General features: G+C 43.7%; 18 protein-coding genes and 1 pseudogene. 14 read left to right on the top strand and 5 right to left on the bottom strand.

Going from position 1 to position 16,598, the window contains the following annotated elements; genetic code table 11:
• Nucleotides 1-88 precede the first annotated feature (88 nt).
• From MUCPA_RS29280 to MUCPA_RS29325, 11 genes and pseudogenes are all read left to right on the top strand, one after another.
• Entirely contained in the window at nucleotides 89-871 is a 783-nt protein-coding gene (locus MUCPA_RS29280) for a hypothetical protein (RefSeq protein ID WP_008511484.1), read from the top strand.
• A gap of 145 nt (nucleotides 872-1,016) precedes the next feature.
• On the top strand, nucleotides 1,017-1,895 hold the full coding sequence (locus MUCPA_RS29285) for a hypothetical protein (RefSeq protein WP_040626638.1): 879 nt from the start codon (nucleotides 1,017-1,019) through the stop codon (nucleotides 1,893-1,895).
• The gene (locus MUCPA_RS39035; RefSeq protein WP_040626640.1) at nucleotides 1,892-2,254 is read left to right on the top strand and encodes a transposase; all 363 of its coding nucleotides are present in this window, start codon (nucleotides 1,892-1,894) and stop codon (nucleotides 2,252-2,254) included. Before MUCPA_RS29285 ends, MUCPA_RS39035 begins: the two co-directional genes overlap by 4 nt.
• Nucleotides 2,255-2,720: 466 nt before the next feature.
• A pseudogene (locus MUCPA_RS39635) lies at nucleotides 2,721-2,825 on the top strand (aspartate-semialdehyde dehydrogenase); the annotation flags it as partial.
• Nucleotides 2,826-2,907: 82 nt separating this feature from the next.
• Nucleotides 2,908-3,117, top strand: a complete 210-nt coding sequence (locus MUCPA_RS29295) for a type II toxin-antitoxin system HicB family antitoxin (RefSeq protein ID WP_008511485.1) — start codon at nucleotides 2,908-2,910, stop codon at nucleotides 3,115-3,117.
• On the top strand, nucleotides 3,118-3,354 hold the full coding sequence (locus MUCPA_RS29300; RefSeq protein ID WP_008511486.1) for a type II toxin-antitoxin system HicA family toxin: 237 nt from the start codon (nucleotides 3,118-3,120) through the stop codon (nucleotides 3,352-3,354).
• A 396-nt stretch (nucleotides 3,355-3,750) separates the two neighbouring features.
• A complete protein-coding gene (pth, locus tag MUCPA_RS29305) occupies nucleotides 3,751-4,311 on the top strand; it encodes an aminoacyl-tRNA hydrolase (RefSeq protein ID WP_008511487.1) in 561 nt (186 codons plus the stop codon).
• A gap of 8 nt (nucleotides 4,312-4,319) precedes the next feature.
• A complete protein-coding gene (locus MUCPA_RS29310) occupies nucleotides 4,320-4,670 on the top strand; it encodes a Spx/MgsR family RNA polymerase-binding regulatory protein (RefSeq protein WP_008511488.1) in 351 nt (116 codons plus the stop codon).
• Between the two features lie 108 nt (nucleotides 4,671-4,778).
• Nucleotides 4,779-6,785 (top strand): M1 family metallopeptidase, encoded by a 2,007-nt coding sequence (locus MUCPA_RS29315; protein WP_008511489.1) that lies wholly within the window; start codon nucleotides 4,779-4,781, stop codon nucleotides 6,783-6,785.
• 103 nt (nucleotides 6,786-6,888) lie between these two features.
• Nucleotides 6,889-7,782, top strand: coding sequence for a LysR substrate-binding domain-containing protein (locus tag MUCPA_RS29320; protein WP_008511490.1), 894 nt, complete (start codon nucleotides 6,889-6,891; stop codon nucleotides 7,780-7,782).
• 93 nt (nucleotides 7,783-7,875) lie between these two features.
• Nucleotides 7,876-8,430, top strand: a complete 555-nt coding sequence (locus MUCPA_RS29325; RefSeq protein WP_008511491.1) for a type 1 glutamine amidotransferase domain-containing protein — start codon at nucleotides 7,876-7,878, stop codon at nucleotides 8,428-8,430.
• 782 nt (nucleotides 8,431-9,212) lie between these two features.
• Here MUCPA_RS29325 and MUCPA_RS29330 read toward each other — a convergent pair.
• The 4 genes from MUCPA_RS29330 to MUCPA_RS29345 form a co-directional block, all read right to left on the bottom strand.
• The gene (locus tag MUCPA_RS29330; RefSeq protein WP_040626642.1) at nucleotides 9,213-9,530 is read right to left on the bottom strand and encodes a hypothetical protein; all 318 of its coding nucleotides are present in this window, start codon (nucleotides 9,528-9,530) and stop codon (nucleotides 9,213-9,215) included.
• A 25-nt stretch (nucleotides 9,531-9,555) separates the two neighbouring features.
• The gene (locus tag MUCPA_RS29335) at nucleotides 9,556-10,566 is read right to left on the bottom strand and encodes an NAD(P)H-dependent glycerol-3-phosphate dehydrogenase (protein ID WP_008511493.1); all 1,011 of its coding nucleotides are present in this window, start codon (nucleotides 10,564-10,566) and stop codon (nucleotides 9,556-9,558) included.
• A gap of 78 nt (nucleotides 10,567-10,644) precedes the next feature.
• A complete protein-coding gene (locus MUCPA_RS29340) occupies nucleotides 10,645-11,988 on the bottom strand; it encodes an efflux RND transporter periplasmic adaptor subunit (RefSeq protein WP_008511494.1) in 1,344 nt (447 codons plus the stop codon).
• Nucleotides 11,989-12,012: 24 nt separating this feature from the next.
• Complete coding sequence (locus tag MUCPA_RS29345; protein WP_157544007.1) at nucleotides 12,013-13,470, bottom strand: TolC family protein; 1,458 nt, start codon at nucleotides 13,468-13,470, stop codon at nucleotides 12,013-12,015.
• An 82-nt stretch (nucleotides 13,471-13,552) separates the two neighbouring features.
• Between MUCPA_RS29345 and MUCPA_RS29350 the strand changes: the two genes are divergently transcribed.
• Nucleotides 13,553-14,170 (top strand): polysaccharide deacetylase family protein, encoded by a 618-nt coding sequence (locus MUCPA_RS29350; protein WP_008511497.1) that lies wholly within the window; start codon nucleotides 13,553-13,555, stop codon nucleotides 14,168-14,170.
• A gap of 200 nt (nucleotides 14,171-14,370) precedes the next feature.
• On the opposite strand, the gene MUCPA_RS29355 is transcribed toward MUCPA_RS29350, so the two are convergent.
• Nucleotides 14,371-15,234, bottom strand: coding sequence for an alpha/beta hydrolase (locus MUCPA_RS29355; RefSeq protein ID WP_008511498.1), 864 nt, complete (start codon nucleotides 15,232-15,234; stop codon nucleotides 14,371-14,373).
• Between the two features lie 294 nt (nucleotides 15,235-15,528).
• Here MUCPA_RS29355 and MUCPA_RS29360 point away from each other — a divergent pair, with 294 nt between their 5' ends.
• Nucleotides 15,529-16,203 carry a hypothetical protein gene (locus tag MUCPA_RS29360; protein ID WP_040626644.1) on the top strand — a complete coding sequence of 225 codons (675 nt, stop codon included), beginning with the start codon at nucleotides 15,529-15,531 and terminating at the stop codon, nucleotides 16,201-16,203.
• The gene (locus MUCPA_RS39040) at nucleotides 16,169-16,390 is read left to right on the top strand and encodes a hypothetical protein (protein ID WP_233276806.1); all 222 of its coding nucleotides are present in this window, start codon (nucleotides 16,169-16,171) and stop codon (nucleotides 16,388-16,390) included. The genes MUCPA_RS29360 and MUCPA_RS39040 overlap by 35 nt, the downstream gene beginning before the upstream one ends.
• Nucleotides 16,391-16,598 lie beyond the last annotated feature (208 nt).

Here is a 16,598-nt window from a genome sequence, read left to right on the forward strand (position 1 = left end):
GATACGTGAAAATTAAACATTACCTTATGGTGGCTCAACAAATGAACAGGAAGATTATACCTATTTTTATCAGCAAATATTTCAACGAATGAAACCCATCCTTTTAGCAGCTTTTATTTTTTTTGTACCCAATAATTTGCTTGGTCAAAATTTAACATCTAAAGGCATTGAGGCTGATCTATTACAAAGTTTTAAGAAGATTGCTTACTGGGCAGAAAAAAGGTATTCAAATTACGACGAGCAAAGTGATAATAAATTAAGACAGGCGAATGATGTTTTTGGTAAAAAGCTAAATGAATATGCGAAAAAATATCCGGCTACGATAAACGAACCGTTCCTGTCGTTATGCAAAGAAAACTTGGGGATTGAAACATCCAAAGATAGTTTATTCAGAATTTATTCGTGGGATACACAAACAGGCGGCACCATGCATTTTTTTGCAAATGTTTTGCAATATAAAACCGGTAAAGAAACCAACGCGGTATTAGATACCGCACGCGGCGATGGCGATAACCGCCCTAACTACAATAAAATTTACACGCTGAAGGCAAACGGAAAAACGTACTATCTGGCAGTAAGCCTATCCATCGGGTCTTCCAGAGATTGCGGTCAGACTATACAGGTCTTCGAAATAGCCAATGGAAAATTAGATGACAAAGTAAAACTCATCAAAACTAATTCGGGCATGCATAGTCAGTTAAACATTGCATACGATTTTGGTTCTGTAATTGATTGGAAAGTTAGGCCAACCATTAATTTTGATGAAGCAACACAAACGATATTGCTACCGCTTGTTGATGGCAAAGGCGCGGTGACTCACAAATTGATTAGCTATAAATTTACAGGTAAATATTTTGAGAAGGTGAGATAGAACATTGTTCGCTTTGTAATCGCTTGCATAGGACACACCCCTCCGCCCCTCTCGAGAGCATAGCCGTCAACTTTAGAAAAAAAAGGGATAAAATTTTTTTAGAGCAAGAATCGGAACTGCAAAATTGCAGTCATTATTCGAGCGAATGAGTTCGGAACTATTTGAACCAACGGTGTTAGATGGCCTGGCCCGTAAAACAGAGGCGATACAACGCAAACGAAAAGTGGGAGGCAAGGAACTATTGGATATGGCGTTATTTGATGGAGATCAATCGTTTAACGGCATGAGTATGCAGTTAATGCGGAGGGATGGGCTTGATATTTCGAAGCAGGCATTGCATCAAAGACATCACAGCAATATGACAAAGTTTGTACAAGCCGTTTTTGAGCAATTAATAGCAGTTGAGTTACCGCAAGAGCAAACACAGGGCTTGGAGATCCGTATCAAAGATTCTACCCGTTTCGCGTTGCCGGAAGTTATTGCAGAGACATTCCCCGGAACAAAAGGAAGTGGGATGAAAGCGGGAGCATCTGTACAATTTGAATTTGAAATCAAAAGTGGTAAAAGCGATATCAAAGTAACTCCGGCCAACGCAAATGACCAGGGTGAGAGTCATCTGGACAAGGCATCAATTCAGCCGGGGGTATTATATATGAGAGATCTGGGTTACACTCACTTGAGTTATATGAACAATATTAACAAAGTCAAAGCTTTCTTTATTAATAAATTATGTCCGAAAACAACGATTTATCTATTAAAGGACGACCAATACCAAAAGTTAGAGTTGTCGAAACTACAAGGCATAACCGGCGTATTTGATCAACAGGTATATATCGGAGCTGATAAGATGCCGGTAAGGATAATAATAGAACCGGTAAGTGAAGAGCTCAAGGCAAGGCGGATAGCCAATACTGAAAAGTACAATAAAAAGAAAGGCAGTACCACCAGTAAGGGATTCAAAGAGCGGGCAGGGTTTAACTTTATTGTTACCAACCTGGTGAGCGAAAATATAGCGCTGAATTGATCCAAAAGTTATATCACCTGCGATGGCAGATAGAATTGGTTTTTAAAGCATGGAAGTCGTTTTTAAAGATACACACGTTCCCCAAAGGAAGTTCGGATCGTATAACCAGTATATTATACAGTAAGTTGATCTGGGCAGTTTTGAGTTGGAAAATATGCATGGCTATCGGTAAGATAGGTCAAATTAGTGTTTTAAAGGTGCATCGACTAATCGCTTCTACGAAAGAAGAATTGCGAGCGCAGCTTTTAGGGATATGCTCAAAGTGGTTAGCTCTGTTGGAGAAATTAAACTTAAAGCACCTTTCAAAAGAGCACAGAAAACATAGGTTAAAAATAGAAGAAATTGTAATAAGTATTTGATTATTAGATATTTAAATACTATATTTAGATAGTTAAACAAAAATAAGAAAGGCGGGGTCATCTAAACCTCCCCGCCTTAAAAAACGAAAAATATGAGAGTAAAAATACATAGGTTTGCCCATGCGGGCAAACCGCGCCTAAAAATTAAATAACTGAAAATCAACAATATATGAGTACAGCTACTTAAATTGACGGCTATGCTCTCGAGAGGGGAATCGCACGGGCCGCCGTTTCTCTTGTGTATTGTATTGATAATGAGTACCTTTATTCTTCTCCCCTCTCGAGAGGGGGCGGGTTGGACTGTGCGGCTGTAAGGGGTGTGTATCACCGCGCGACGAACTTTGCAACCCTGCCTGGAACTGCGTAACTTAAGGCCACAGGGCGCATCACGGGCATTTGTCTGCTTCATCATATACCACAGGCAATTCAACACTGCCAACAAACGTCGAACTGATCCGCCAATGCCAATACATTAAACTGCTGGATAGTGAGCGATAACCTGCGTAAAGGCGCCGCTACCAACGCCGTACAAATTGCCGAATACCTGGTTGGCGTTCCGGCTGAAGCGTAAGATTTATATTTTGATATGATGGATAGGGGACGACTGGAAGGTTATCCCTATTTTTATTTAAAAAAGTTTATATTTGATTGTGATGAACGAACTTTTCTTTTTAGTTGAAGAAGCTATAGAAGGCGGTTATACTGCCAGAGCTCTGGGCGAAGGTATTTTTACCGAGGGAGATACCATGGACGAATTGAAAGCAAACATCAGGGAGGCGGTTCATTGCCATTATGATAATGAAGCAGACATTCCGAAAATAATCCGCTTACATTTAGTTAAAGAGGAAATAATTACGATTTAAGTGGTTGCCAAGTTATCAAGAAATTTCTCGGGACGGGACTTGGTGAAGCTTTTATCGCGTTACGGATACGAAGTTGTAAGGCAAAACGGAAGCCATATCAGGCTCACCTTAAAAGACAAAAAAGGGAGTCATCATATCACTATCCCCAATCACGATCCTTTAAAAATTGGAACTTTATCGGCAATACTCAACGAGGTTTCGTCATATTTAGGGATTCCTAAAGACGACTTGACATAAGGGACGCGTTATATTTTCTTTTAAATCGGGTTAGGGCAATACGAACCGATAATTTTATCTGTTCAGTCGTCTAACTTCGGCGCTTTGCAGTCGCTCGCATAGTACACACCCCTCCACCCCTCTCGAGAGGGGAATCGCACGGGCCTCCACTTTTTTCCTATATTATATTGATAATGAGTATCTTTATTCTTCTCCCCTCTCTCGAGGGGGCGGGTTGGACTGTGCGGCTGTAAGGGGTGTGTATCACCGCGCGACGAACTTTGCAACCCTCCCTGGAACTGCTGATCCCCCAAGCTTTGACAACTTTTTAAAAGTTGTCAAAGCTGACAGCGTCTTAACAATCATTTCCGCATCCGCACATTTAAAATTTGCACATTAACCCTATCTTTGCCGCCTATGAAATACCTCATTGTTGGTTTGGGCAACATTGGCCCTGAATATGCCGATACCCGCCATAACATCGGCTTTATGATATTGGATCAGCTGGTAAAGGAAGAAAACGAGAAGTTTCATAACATGCGTTTAGCCTACTATGCCGAAGTAAAATACAAAGGCCGGATGCTGCACCTCATTAAGCCCACCACCTATATGAACCTGAGCGGCAATGCGCTGCGCTACTGGATGAACGAGCTTAAAGTGCCGCTGGAAAATGTATTGGTACTGGTTGACGACCTGGCTTTGCCGCTCGGTACCCTGCGCCTTAAACCCAAGGGCAGCGCTGCGGGCCACAACGGGTTAAAACATATAGAAGCTACGCTGGGCCATAATAATTACGCACGCCTGCGCTTTGGCATCAGTGATAACTTCCCCAAAGGGCGGCAGATTGATTATGTACTGGATGCCTTTGACAAAGATGAACAACCGGAATTGCCGGCGCTGATTGACCGCTCGATAGAAATGATTAAAAGTTTTGCCACCGCAGGCACTGAACTCACCATGACCCGCTTTAACAAATAATATTTACAATGAAAGTATACGGAATAACCAATTGCAATACAGTAAAAAAGGCGCTCGACTGGCTTAAAGAAAATAAGGTAAGCTATGAGTTTCACGATTTTAAAAAATTGGGCGTAGCCACCGAAAAGCTGGAAGAATGGGACGAAAAAGTCGGTTACGAAAAGTTTTTAAACAAGCAGGGCTTAACCTGGAAACAATTAGACCCTGCCGTTAAAGCAAGCATCACCGGCAAGAACGAGGCACTAAACTTGCTGCAGCAAAAAACGAGCATGATTAAGCGACCTGTAATTGAGGATAAAGGCTTCCTGTTTTTCGGTTTTGATGAAGATGCTTACAAAAAACACTTTTTAAACGCTTAATTGCCCAATTAAAATAACATCAACACCACATTGAGGTAACAATTATTTTACCGGTTATTGAATACGCAATTTTATTTTCATCTTAGCGGGTCAAAAAAAACACACTAAATGAAGTTTAAATTAATTGCGGGGTTTGCTTTGGCCCTTAGTACCGTTGCAGCCACAACCGGCCAGGCACAGCAGCGCCGGGCTTATCCCAAGTCATCAGATACGGTGGTTACCAACTATAACTATCATGATGCCTTTGCACCGTATTTTTATAGTAAAAACGGAAACGAGTACCGCTCGGCAGGCGGCCAGCCAGGCATTAAATACTGGCAAAACCGTGCCGATTATACTTTAAATGCCAAACTGGACGATCAAAAAAACGAAATTACCGGCAGCGAAACTTTAACCTACACCAATAACAGTCCGGATAAATTATCCTTTTTATGGATGATGCTGGATCAGAATTTGTTTAAACTGGACTCGCGCGGAAACGCCATTGTGCCTACGGGAGGCAGCCGGAATGCGGGCCGTGGTCAAAAATTTGATGCCGGGTTTAAAATAAAATCGGTAAAGGTGATATCGGCCCTTAAAGGCAAAACCAGCGTTACCGAGGTTAAATACCTGATAAACGATACCCGCATGCAGGTATATTTACCACAGGATGTTGCTGCAAACGGCGGCCAGGTAAAGCTGCAAGTTGAGTACTCGTTTATCTCGCCCGATTATGGGTCGGACAGGATGGGTGTTTTGCAAACCAAAAACGGCAAAATATTTACCGTTGGGCAATGGTATCCGCGCATGTGCGTGTACGATGATATTTATGGATGGAATACCCTGCCTTATACCGGCCCGGGTGAATTTTACCTGGAGTACGGCGATTTTAATGTGAACATAACCGCGCCTGCAAGCCACATCGTATTTTGCTCGGGCGAATTATTAAACCCTGCCGAAGTTTACACTGCAGAACAGCAAAAACGCTGGGCCCTGGCAGAAAAAAGCGAGAAAACGGTTATCATCCGTTCGGCCAGCGAGGTAAGTGATCCTCAATCGCGCCCGGCAGGCAAAGCCGAGTTGACCTGGAAATTCAGAATTAAAAATTCGCGCGATGCATCGTGGGCCTCTTCGCCTTCGTTTATTGTGGATGCCGCCAAAATGGATTTGCCGAGCGGCAAAAAATCCACAGCCATTTCTGCCTACCCTGTTGAAAGCAACGGCGCAGATGCCTGGAGCCGCTCAACCGAGTATATCAAAAAATCAATCGAATACAATTCCAAAAAATGGTTTGAGTACCCTTATCCGGCGGCTACAGCCGTTGCAGGTATTGTTGGCGGTATGGAATACCCGGGCATCGTTTTTTGTGGCTCCACAGCTAAAGGCCAATCGTTATGGGGAGTGAATGATCATGAATTTGGCCATACCTGGTTCCCGATGATCGTGGGCTCAAACGAGCGCATGTACGGCTGGATGGACGAAGGCTTTAACACCTTTATCAATACGCTATCAACAGCCGATTTTAACGGTGGCGAATATAAAGCGGCACAAGCGCCCGATATGCACCGGCTGGGCCTCACTTCGCCAAGCCTGGAGCCGATACTCAGCGTGGTTGATAACCTGAAAGAACGCAATAACGGCACCTTGCTTTATTTTAAACCAAGTGCTGGTTTGATTTTACTGCGCGAGCAAATTTTAGGCCCCGAACGTTTCGATCTGGCCTTTAAAACTTATATCAGCCGCTGGGCTTTTAAACACCCTATGCCCGATGATTTTTTCCGCACGATAGAGAACGTTGCCGGCGAAAACCTGAATTGGTTTTGGAGAGGATGGTTTTTAAACAACTGGAAGCTTGACCAAGGTGTACGTACCGTTACTTATAACAATAACGATCCGGCACAGGGCGCCCTGATTACCATTATCAACAACGAAAAAATGGTGATGCCGGTTATTATGGATATTAAACTGGTAAGCGGCAAGGTTGAGCGTTTAAAATTGCCTGTAGAGGTATGGGAACGCAATACCAGCTGGACATTCAATTATCCTTCGACAGAAGAAATACAATCGGTTACGCTGGATCCGGATCATGTTTTACCGGATTCTAATCCTGATAACGACGTTTGGACCAAAAAATAAGCCGTCATTAATCCAGTTGATCGCCTCAAAAAAGATGTAAACCAATACATCTTTTTTGAGGCGATTTTTTTATGCCTATCTTGCATCAAAATAATTAATAGTAATGCTGTCTGTTGCTCACCAGGTTTTTTTAGAGGTTGCCGCCAATCTGAGTTTCTCAAAAGCCGCCCAGGTTTTGTTTATTACGCAACCTGCCGTAAGCAAGCATATTAAATTATTAGAAGACCAATACAGGGTGCCTTTATTTGAACGTAAAGGCGGCAGCATATTGCTCACCAAGGCGGGTAAAATACTTAACGATCATCTGCTTAAAGCCAGCGAGATACAACGGAAGATTGAATATGATTTATCCACCCTGAGCAATGTATCGCATGCCTCGGGGAATTTGCGCCTGGGGGCAAGTACTACCATCGCCTTGTATATACTCCCTTCCATCCTATCCAATTTTCAAAGGGAGTTTACCGATGTGGATGTGCAGCTGGTGAACCGCAACTCGGAGTATATTTTAAACGCACTGCTTAACCACGAGGTGGACGTAGGCATTATTGAGGTTGAAAATAAACTGACCACGGTATCGTACCAGCATTTTATGAGCGACGAGGTGATACCGGTTTGCTCGTCAAAAAGCCCGCTGGCCGGGCAAGCGTTAACCATTGAGCAACTTACCAAAATACCAATCGCTCTGCGCGAGCGGGGCTCGGGCACGTTGGATGCCTTGCTGAAGGCTTTATCAGAACATGGGGTAAAATCATCCGACCTTAATATCAAGATCAGGCTGGGCGGAACAGAGGCGCTGAAGAACTTTTTACTGGCCGACCAGTGCTTAGGCTTTATGCCGCGCCCCTCCATTATACGCGCCCTTGCCGAAGGCGACCTGGTAGAGGTACCGGTTGAAGGCTTGCATATTAAACGCGATTTCTTTTTTATCCGCCGTAAGGGTACCGACGACGACGGGTTGACCAGCAACTTTATCCAGTTTGCCACGCGGATGGTATAAATTGAAAATTAAACAAAACCATATCTCCATTCATCTGTCGTTATTAGGTATTGATTAATATAATTAATTAAACCTTAATAAACAGACAATATTATGGAAAATTTAAGTAACCGCAGGGTAGCCATCCTGACAGAAGAAGGATTTGAACAAGTGGAATTAACCAGCCCTAAGGCCGCTTTAGAGGCTGCAGGCGCAACCGTACACGTCATCTCGCCTAATAAAAACGATAAAATAAAAGCCTGGGATCAAACCAATTGGGGTATTGAAATTACCGTAGATAAAAAATTAAACGAAGTAAGCCCCGATGATTATGATGCGCTGGTTTTACCTGGAGGCGTTTTAAACCCCGATAAGCTTCGCCTTAATAAAGATGCCATCGCCTTTGCCTCGGCATTTTTAGATGAGGGTAAAACTGTTGCCGCTATATGCCACGGCCCGCAATTGCTTATCGAAACAGGACTGATTAAAGGCCGCAGGTTAACATCGTTCCCTTCTTTACATACCGACCTGGTTAACGCCGGAGCCGAGTGGGTTGACGAAGAAGTGGTAGTGGATAATGGTCTGGTAACCAGCCGCACACCCGCCGACCTGGACGCCTTTAACCAAAAAACTATCGAAGAGATTGCCGAAGGTATTCATGCTGAATGAGGTTTCTTGAGCCCAGAGTTTTTGAGCCCAGAGTCTTGAGCCGGAGAGTTTAGAATCTTGAGCCCCACCCAAACCCTCCGCGGTAGGCTACCGTGTACCCATATCTTTTTAAGTAAAACCCCATCGAGGTTAAAGCTTGGTAGCATATTGGCGAAATGGATTTTGCGTGCTGGTAGGTACGCAAATCCACTTCGCTTTTTTATGGCCGCAATTCAAAGAAACAGAATATTATACAGCCGATAGGTGGCACTTACAACTAATGTAATTAAGTTTTGATTGCTTCTGAAAATTATTAAGGTCACGCAAATGCGCCAAACGCTAAGAAATGAGATAAAAAAACTTTTGCCTTATGATCGCTCGTATAGTACACACCCCTCCGCCCCTCTCGAGAGGGGAATCGCACGGGCCGTCGCTTTATTTTTATATTGCATTGATAATGAGTGATTTTATTTAGCTCACCTCTCGGGAGGGGGCGCGTTTGACATTGCGGCTACAGGGGTGTGTTCACCGTGCGACGAACTCTGCAACCTGCGTGAACTGCTTAAATAATGGTAGCATACCTACGGGCACTAAACGTTTTGTGATTGATCATTCTACCGGACTTTTACTCCTAACGGAGTATTCTAATCGCATCCAAAAGATGTGGGTACACGGTAGCCCGGTAAGGGAGGGCTTAAACGAATAAAGAATAAAAAAAAGTCTCCCCTACCGGTGGAAATTATGCACCTCAATTTGTTTAGGATGTGCATGAGCGCTACGCGGTTTAGAGGGGGCTTTGGGGCTTACCTGGTAAACTCCACCAATGCCGAATCGGGATATTCCAATTTGAGCGAATGCTCATCCAATTCCTTTACTACAAACTTAGTATAAGGCTGGTTGCCCTCAAAGGATGTAAATATGGTATCGCCTTTGATAAAATAATCTTCGGGTATGGGCGAATCACTATCCATGGTGAATTGTTTGTTAGTAATTTTTAAAATTGTTTCGCCATTTTTGGAGCGCCACTCTCCTTTTATTTTCGACGCCTTTCCGGAGCAGGAGGCCATAGCTAATATAACCGCACAAGTAGCATGTATGGTAATTGCAACGTAAGTTTTCATAAGTATCGGTAATGTATTACCTCCACTAACTCAATTGTTCGGCCAAATGCTGCATTTCAAGCACCGGGGAGTGTTTTTTATACAAAATAGCATACACTGCGCTGCAAATAGGCATATTTACCTTGTATTGCTTATTAACCTGGTGTAGACAATTTACTGCATAATATCCTTCGGCAACCATATTCATTTCTAACTGGGCCGATTTTACGGTGTATCCCTTCCCTATCATGTTACCAAAAGTACGGTTGCGGCTAAATTGCGAATAAGCGGTAACCAGCAAATCGCCCAGGTAGGCCGACTCCTTGATGTCGCGGTCAATAGGGTGTACGGCGTTTACAAAATGCATAATCTCGCGGATGGCGTTTGATATCAGCACCGCCTGGAAATTATCGCCGTAACCCACGCCGTGGCATATTCCGCTGGCAACGGCATAAATATTTTTCAGCACAGCCGCGTATTCGGTTCCATAAATATCGTCGGATACGTTGGTTTTAATATACCTCGTTTGCAGCATACCCGCAAAACAGGCCGCCAGTTCGTGGTCGGCCGATGCAATGGTGAGGTACGATAACTTTTCGAGGGCCACCTCTTCGGCATGGCAAGGGCCGCTTATTACAATAAAGTTTTCAAAAGGCATCTGGTAATGCTGGTTTAAAAACTCGCCTATAATCTGGTTCTCGTCGGGCACGATACCTTTAATTGCCGAAATAATTTTTTTCCCTTTCAGGTCGTCGGCAGTAATATCCTTTAAGGCGTCTTTTAAAAACGCGGCAGGCACATTCAGCAATATAAAATCGCCGATGGATATTAAATGCTTTAAATCGGTAGAGATATGCTGCGCCGGAACCCGTATTTCAACCGAACTGAGGTAATTCGGGTTATGTTTAAACTGCTGGATGTGTTCAACAGCATCTCCGCTCCGCATCCACCAGTATATTTCTTTTTCCACCACGTTGTCGCTCAGCATCTTAATATTGGCTGTTGCCCAACTCCCCCCGCCTACTACTACAATCTTCTTTTTGCCTTGAATATCCATCTCAATAAAATGTCCCGCTGTTAAAACTTGTTAAGCTTAACAGCGGGACAAAATAAGTAATTATTAAGCAGATATTTTCTATTTCTTACCGTTATCGCCGCTAAACAGTTTAGACTTATCTACTTTCTCCACTTCCATTTTATCTTTCAATGTTTTGGATATGGCAGAGTAAGGGCCCGAAACCACTTCCTCGCCGCCATTTAAGCCCGAAAGGATCTGTATGTAGGTATCGTTTTGGATGCCAGTGGTTACCTCAATCTGTTTAACCGTTCCGTTTTGGTAAACAAAAACATACTCTTTAACCACATCGTTATTTTTCACTTTAGCTTTCGAATCATCTTTCTGCGGCGCATCACTCATCGTACTATCCTTTTTGGCCCTTGTAGTAACCGATTGGATAGGCACAGAAAGTGCTATGGTACGGTTAGTTTGGATATCAACCGTTGCCGAAAGGCCCGGTTTAAACGGAGAAGGGTTTTTAGCATCCTTAGCTACCAAACGCGCATACGATTCTGGCAGCAGCCTTACCTTTACCGTAAAGTTGGTTACCTGGTCGGCATTGGTGCCCACCACATTGGCCGAACTGCCAATCTCGCGCACTAAGCCACTAAATTTTTTTCCTAAAAAGGCGTCAACCTCAATCACAGCCGAATCGCCCACGGCAACCCGGTTAATATCATTCTCGTTAACATCCACATTAACATCCAACGCACCCAGGTCGGATATAGTCATGATCTCGGTACCCACATTTTGTATGGTTCCTAAAACACGCTCACCTTTTTCTACCGAAAGTTTAGATACTACGCCATCAACCGGCGAGTAAATACTGGTTTTAGCCAGGTTATCCTGAGCTTCTTTTACCGATGCCGACGATTGCGCCAGCCCGTAGTTTGAGCCTATCTGGTTTTGGCGTGCTGCTTCCAGGTTTGCCCTTGCCGAGGCATAGTCGGCAGTGGCGGCATCAAATTCCGAAGCCGAGAGTACTTTCTTCTCGTACAGCTCCTTGCTTCTTTTATATTTAGCTTCTGAGTTGGCAAAATTAGCCTTGGCCTGGTTAAGCATCTGGCTGGCATTGCCTACACTGGCCTTTTGGGTATTGTACGACGCTACGGCCCGCTCATATCCCGATTTCAGGATATCCGGCCGTACGCGGCAAAGCAATTGGCCCTTTTTAACAATATCACCCTCCTTTATAGGTAGTTCCACAATTTCGCCCGATACCTCCGAGCTGATCTTCACTTCAAGTTCGGGTTTAATTTTACCGCTGGCCGATACCGTTTCCACAATATTACGTTTTTCGGCCTTATCGGTAGCTACCTGTGTTTTTGCCGGTTTGCCTATTACCCCGGCCGCTTTTAAAACTATAAGCAGTACAATTAAAGCGCCCAGCGTTATCAAAATATATTTTGTAGTTTTTCCCATGATGATTGATGGATTTTGGTTTGATTAAAGTGTGATAGGGTTACCGAGATAATAGTCGATTATTTTACTGCGGAAGATAAGCTCATACCTGGCCTGTATCATATCAAATTCCGATTTATTTAAAGTGGTTAACGATGTATTATAATCGAGCGAGTTTACCAGGCCCACATTGTAGCGTTGCTGCATCACGTTATAAGCCTCTTTATTGGATTGGTAAGTTTGTTGTGCCGAGTAGTATTTTTTATCGGCAGCCCTAACATCCAATACCGCCTGGCTGATGGTTTTGTTGAGGTTGTTTTTGGCAAGCTGGGCACCAACCTCGGCTATCTGGTAGCTGATTTTGGCTTTACGTACCGATGTACGCGTAGCAAACCTGCCAAAAATTGGTATTTGTAAAGATATACCTACACTTTGGTTAAAGTTATCGCTCAGCTGATCCATAAACGGATACTTGCTGTATACTTGTGAATAGGCTGGTGTAACTACCGGTGTATTGGTGCCGCTTACCACACCAATGGTTTCGAAAGCACCTGTTGACACTATTGATCCGTTTTTACGGGCATCAGAATAGTTTGAACCCAGCGAGCCGAAAAGCGATAAGCTTGGATAGTAATAACTTTTGGCCACGTTAATGTTTTGATAAGCTAATTGCTTTTGCACCTCGGCCAGGCGCACATCGGGGTTAATACTCACAGCATCCTTAAAAACATCCTGCGCGTTATACAGCGATTTTATATCCGTTAGCTTGCTAACATCAGGTTTTTCTACCGTGATATCGGTGGCAGGGTCCATTTCCATATATTGCTTCAACGTTAAAATGGATATATCCAGTTGGTTTTGAGCCGTGGTTTGGTTTAATTGGGCGGTTGATACCTGGGCCTTGGCCTGCGATAAGTCGGCCAGGGTATTGTTTCCCACATCAAAGTTTTTCTGTGTCCGGTCTAAGGTTTGCTGGCTGATGTCGACCTGTTGTACAGATGCTTTAAGCAGATCCTGGTTGCTTAAAACGGAAAGGTAGGTAGTTACCACGTTTAAAACCAGGTCGTTTTTTACTTTAGCGGTGTTGCTTTTATCAACATCAAGCTGAAGCTTGTTTTGCAGGATCTGATTTTTTAGTAAGCCACCCTGAAAAAGTAATACCTGCGATGTAACACTGCCGCTTAAGCCAAAAATACTCTGGTTAACAAACTGGTTTGTTGATGGATCGACACTGCGGCCATAGTTAAATGATGCCTGCGGGTTGGCGCTTAAGTTAGGCAGGCGGTTATATTGAGCTTGCTTTACGTTTTCAACATCTATGGCTTCGTTAAACTGCGCTTGTTTGATGGTGAGGTTTCTTTCGAGCGTACGATCGATGGCTTTTTGCAGGGTGATCACTTCCTGCGCACTGGTTTTTAATGCGGCACTTAACAACAATAATGAACCAACAATAACCACTGTTAATACTTTACTGATGTTAAAAGATAGTATGTTTAAATTCATATTTGTTTGTAAATTAGTGTAGTACACTGATGCCTGATTTTATATTATAATTTTACAGATACATTTTACTTTATTTGATGCCATGTACCTGGTTAAAACACCATCGCTGTTAAAAAAACTTTACCCCGGCCTCATCTGGAACCTTAACCGGGATGAGCATTGCATTTATTTGACCTTTGACGACGGACCTATACCCATTGTTACACCGTTTGTATTAAAAACTTTAAAACAATATAATGCCCTGGCCACCTTTTTTTGTATTGGCGATAACGTGGTTAAAAACAACGACATTTTTGAACAGGTAAAAGCAGATGGGCATACCATAGGTAACCATACTTTTAACCACTTACGCGGCTGGGCAACCGATACCGAAACGTATGCCGATAACTTTAAAAAATGTGATAGCTTATTGCATAGCAGGTGGTTTAGGCCGCCGTACGGGCGCATTAAAAAATCGCAGATTAAGGCTTTACAAACTGTGGCACCGGGTTTAAAAATTGTGATGTGGGATGTGTTGAGCGGCGACTTCGATATCGCTCTTAAACCTAATACCTGCCTGCACAATGTGCTGAAGGCTACCGAAAATGGATCGGTTGTGGTTTTCCATGACAGCCTGAAGGCTTTTTCGAGGCTGGAATATGTTTTACCGAGGGCCATGAAGTATTGGAGCAAAAAGGGTTTTGAGTTTAGGGGATTATGATGGTTAGTTGCACGAATATTTTTCAATCAATCAAAGAATCAGTGCAATCAAATTAATCATCCTTCAAATCAGTGGTCATTCAATCCATATTTCGCGTTAGCGATTGCAACGGAAAGCCCGGAATGCAGCGTAGCGAAATGAGGACTTGCAGTGGAAAGCGCGCCCGACGGAGGAGGGAACGCCCAGTTTTTATGGTTTATTTACCGTAGCCTGGTTTTAATCAGATCCACCACATCGGCAATAACTGCGGGTTCTCTTAGCATCCTTTCGTGGGTAGTATCGTCGTAATGATGTGCGTCAATTTCGGGGTGGCGGGTTAAAAACTCATGAAGATAAGCGTAAGGAGCAATGAGATCCTGCCGGGTATGGGCCAGCCGATGCTCTATTGCCGACCCGAAATGATAAAAATTATCCCAGTTAAAATACGCTGTAGACATATTGAAGATAGCTTCGAAGCGCTCAAAAAACATGGCCTGCACGGTGTCGGCCACTTCGGCGGCGGCCAGTGTAGCCATAAAGTTTTCTTTTAGCCGGATAAGCGGCGCCAGGCTGATTAACAACGACGGTGTAACGCCTGTTTGCTGTAGCGCGATGATATTGGCCATAGCCCCTAACGAATGGCCAATAACGATATGCGGCGCACCATAGTTTTGTATAACGGCTTTTGCTGCCTGTACGTAGAGCAGCAGGTTTGATAGTTCGGCCTCGGAACTGCCGTTGCCGGGCGCGTCGAAGGCGATGATCTCGAGGTCGTTTATTTCCCTGAGCAATACAATCAGGTCGAAAAAATCGGCAGCCTTTGATCCCCAGCCATGGGTGAGCAATACTTTATGCTTGCCGCTACCCCATTTAAAGCCATGAAATGTTAATTGGGATTGGGTGAAGTGAGGATCGAGAACGGGAAGGCTAAATTTTGAGGCCTCGGCCAGCAATTGCTCCTGCTGTAACCTGAGCGGAATTTTTGGTGAATAACAGATAAGCGGCCAGATAAGAGCCTGCAACTCTTCGCCCTGGTTGCCAGCTAAAGCCTTCACCTGCCTGAATATTAACCTGGATTTTTTCATTTAACCTGTGTTTATGGCGACGGCTAATTTAACAAGCCTAAAATAATTTAACTGTACAGAAAAAGTAAAATTTGAGTTCGCGATAGGATGAGAACGCAGTCAGCATCGTTCGTCGCGCGGCGAACACACCCCTTGCAGCCGCACCTCCTGGCCTCTCAAGAGGGGAGTTTCAAAAGCGGTTGGAAAGTGCGATTCCCCTCTCGAGAGCATAGCCGTCAACTTTAGAAAAAAAAGGGATAAAATTTTTTTAGAGCAAGAATCGGAACTGCAAAATTGCAGTCATTATTCGAGCGAATGAGTTCGGAACTATTTGAACCAACGGTGTTAGATGGCCTGGCCCGTAAAACAGAGGCTATACAACGCAAACGAAAAGTGGGAGGCAAGGAACTATTGGATATGGCGTTATTTGATGGAGATCAATCGTTTAACGGCATGAGTATGCAGTTAATGCGGAGGGATGGGCTTGATATTTCGAAGCAGGCATTGCATCAAAGACATCACAGCAATATGACAAAGTTTGTACAAGCCGTTTTTGAGCAATTAATAGCAGTTGAGTTACCGCAAGAGCAAACACAGGGCTTGGAGATCCGTATCAAAGATTCTACCCGTTTCGCGTTGCCGGAAGTTATTGCAGAGACATTCCCCGGAACAAAAGGAAGTGGGATGAAAGCGGGAGCATCTGTACAATTTGAATTTGAAATCAAAAGTGGTAAAAGCGATATCAAAGTAACTCCGGCCAACGCAAATGACCAGGGTGAGAGTCATCTGGACAAGGCATCAATTCAGCCGGGGGTATTATATATGAGAGATCTGGGTTACACTCACTTGAGTTATATGAACAATATTAACAAAGTCAAAGCTTTCTTTATTAATAAATTATGTCCGAAAACAACGATTTATCTATTAAAGGACGACCAATACCAAAAAGTTAGAGTTGTCGAAACTACAAGGCATAACCGGCGTATTTGATCAACAGGTATATATCGGAGCTGATAAGATGCCGGTAAGGATAATAATAGAACCGGTAAGTGAAGAGCTCAAGGCAAGGCGGATAGCCAATACTGAAAAGTACAATAAAAAGAAAGGCAGTACCACCAGTAAGGGATTCAAAGAGCGGGCAGGGTTTAACTTTATTGTTACCAACCCGCTACCGTGATACTGTTAAACGTAAAAGATTCCGTAACGGTTAAAAACCCTGTTGACCAACGCAGATGGCAGCTTTTATTTTGATAGGATAATGGATGGTAATTATCGCGTGATGGTTTCTATGCTGGGCTATCGCAGCTACCGCGGTGGACCAATCAGCATCAGCAAGGGGCAAAGTGTTCAATTGCCTGCCTTTTTGCTTACCCCCGTCAACACAT

Source organism: Mucilaginibacter paludis DSM 18603, assembly GCF_000166195.2.
GTDB lineage: Bacteria > Bacteroidota > Bacteroidia > Sphingobacteriales > Sphingobacteriaceae > Mucilaginibacter > Mucilaginibacter paludis.

Excerpts from the sequence above, each read along its gene's own strand:
- MUCPA_RS29295 (WP_008511485.1), top strand. The coding sequence starts at position 2,908 with ATGAACGAACTTTTCTTTTTAGTTGAAGAAGCTATAGAAGGCGGTTAT.
- MUCPA_RS29335 (WP_008511493.1), bottom strand. The coding sequence starts at position 10,566 with ATGGATATTCAAGGCAAAAAGAAGATTGTAGTAGTAGGCGGGGGGAGT.
- MUCPA_RS29320 (WP_008511490.1), top strand. The coding sequence starts at position 6,889 with ATGCTGTCTGTTGCTCACCAGGTTTTTTTAGAGGTTGCCGCCAATCTG.
- MUCPA_RS29325 (WP_008511491.1), top strand. The coding sequence starts at position 7,876 with ATGGAAAATTTAAGTAACCGCAGGGTAGCCATCCTGACAGAAGAAGGA.
- pth (WP_008511487.1), top strand. The coding sequence starts at position 3,751 with ATGAAATACCTCATTGTTGGTTTGGGCAACATTGGCCCTGAATATGCC.
- MUCPA_RS29345 (WP_157544007.1), bottom strand. The coding sequence starts at position 13,470 with ATGAATTTAAACATACTATCTTTTAACATCAGTAAAGTATTAACAGTG.
- MUCPA_RS29315 (WP_008511489.1), top strand. The coding sequence starts at position 4,779 with ATGAAGTTTAAATTAATTGCGGGGTTTGCTTTGGCCCTTAGTACCGTT.
- MUCPA_RS29310 (WP_008511488.1), top strand. The coding sequence starts at position 4,320 with ATGAAAGTATACGGAATAACCAATTGCAATACAGTAAAAAAGGCGCTC.
- MUCPA_RS29360 (WP_040626644.1), top strand. The coding sequence starts at position 15,529 with ATGAGTTCGGAACTATTTGAACCAACGGTGTTAGATGGCCTGGCCCGT.
- MUCPA_RS29340 (WP_008511494.1), bottom strand. The coding sequence starts at position 11,988 with ATGGGAAAAACTACAAAATATATTTTGATAACGCTGGGCGCTTTAATT.
- MUCPA_RS29285 (WP_040626638.1), top strand. The coding sequence starts at position 1,017 with ATGAGTTCGGAACTATTTGAACCAACGGTGTTAGATGGCCTGGCCCGT.
- MUCPA_RS29350 (WP_008511497.1), top strand. The coding sequence starts at position 13,553 with ATGTACCTGGTTAAAACACCATCGCTGTTAAAAAAACTTTACCCCGGC.
- MUCPA_RS29355 (WP_008511498.1), bottom strand. The coding sequence starts at position 15,234 with ATGAAAAAATCCAGGTTAATATTCAGGCAGGTGAAGGCTTTAGCTGGC.
- MUCPA_RS29280 (WP_008511484.1), top strand. The coding sequence starts at position 89 with ATGAAACCCATCCTTTTAGCAGCTTTTATTTTTTTTGTACCCAATAAT.
- MUCPA_RS29330 (WP_040626642.1), bottom strand. The coding sequence starts at position 9,530 with ATGAAAACTTACGTTGCAATTACCATACATGCTACTTGTGCGGTTATA.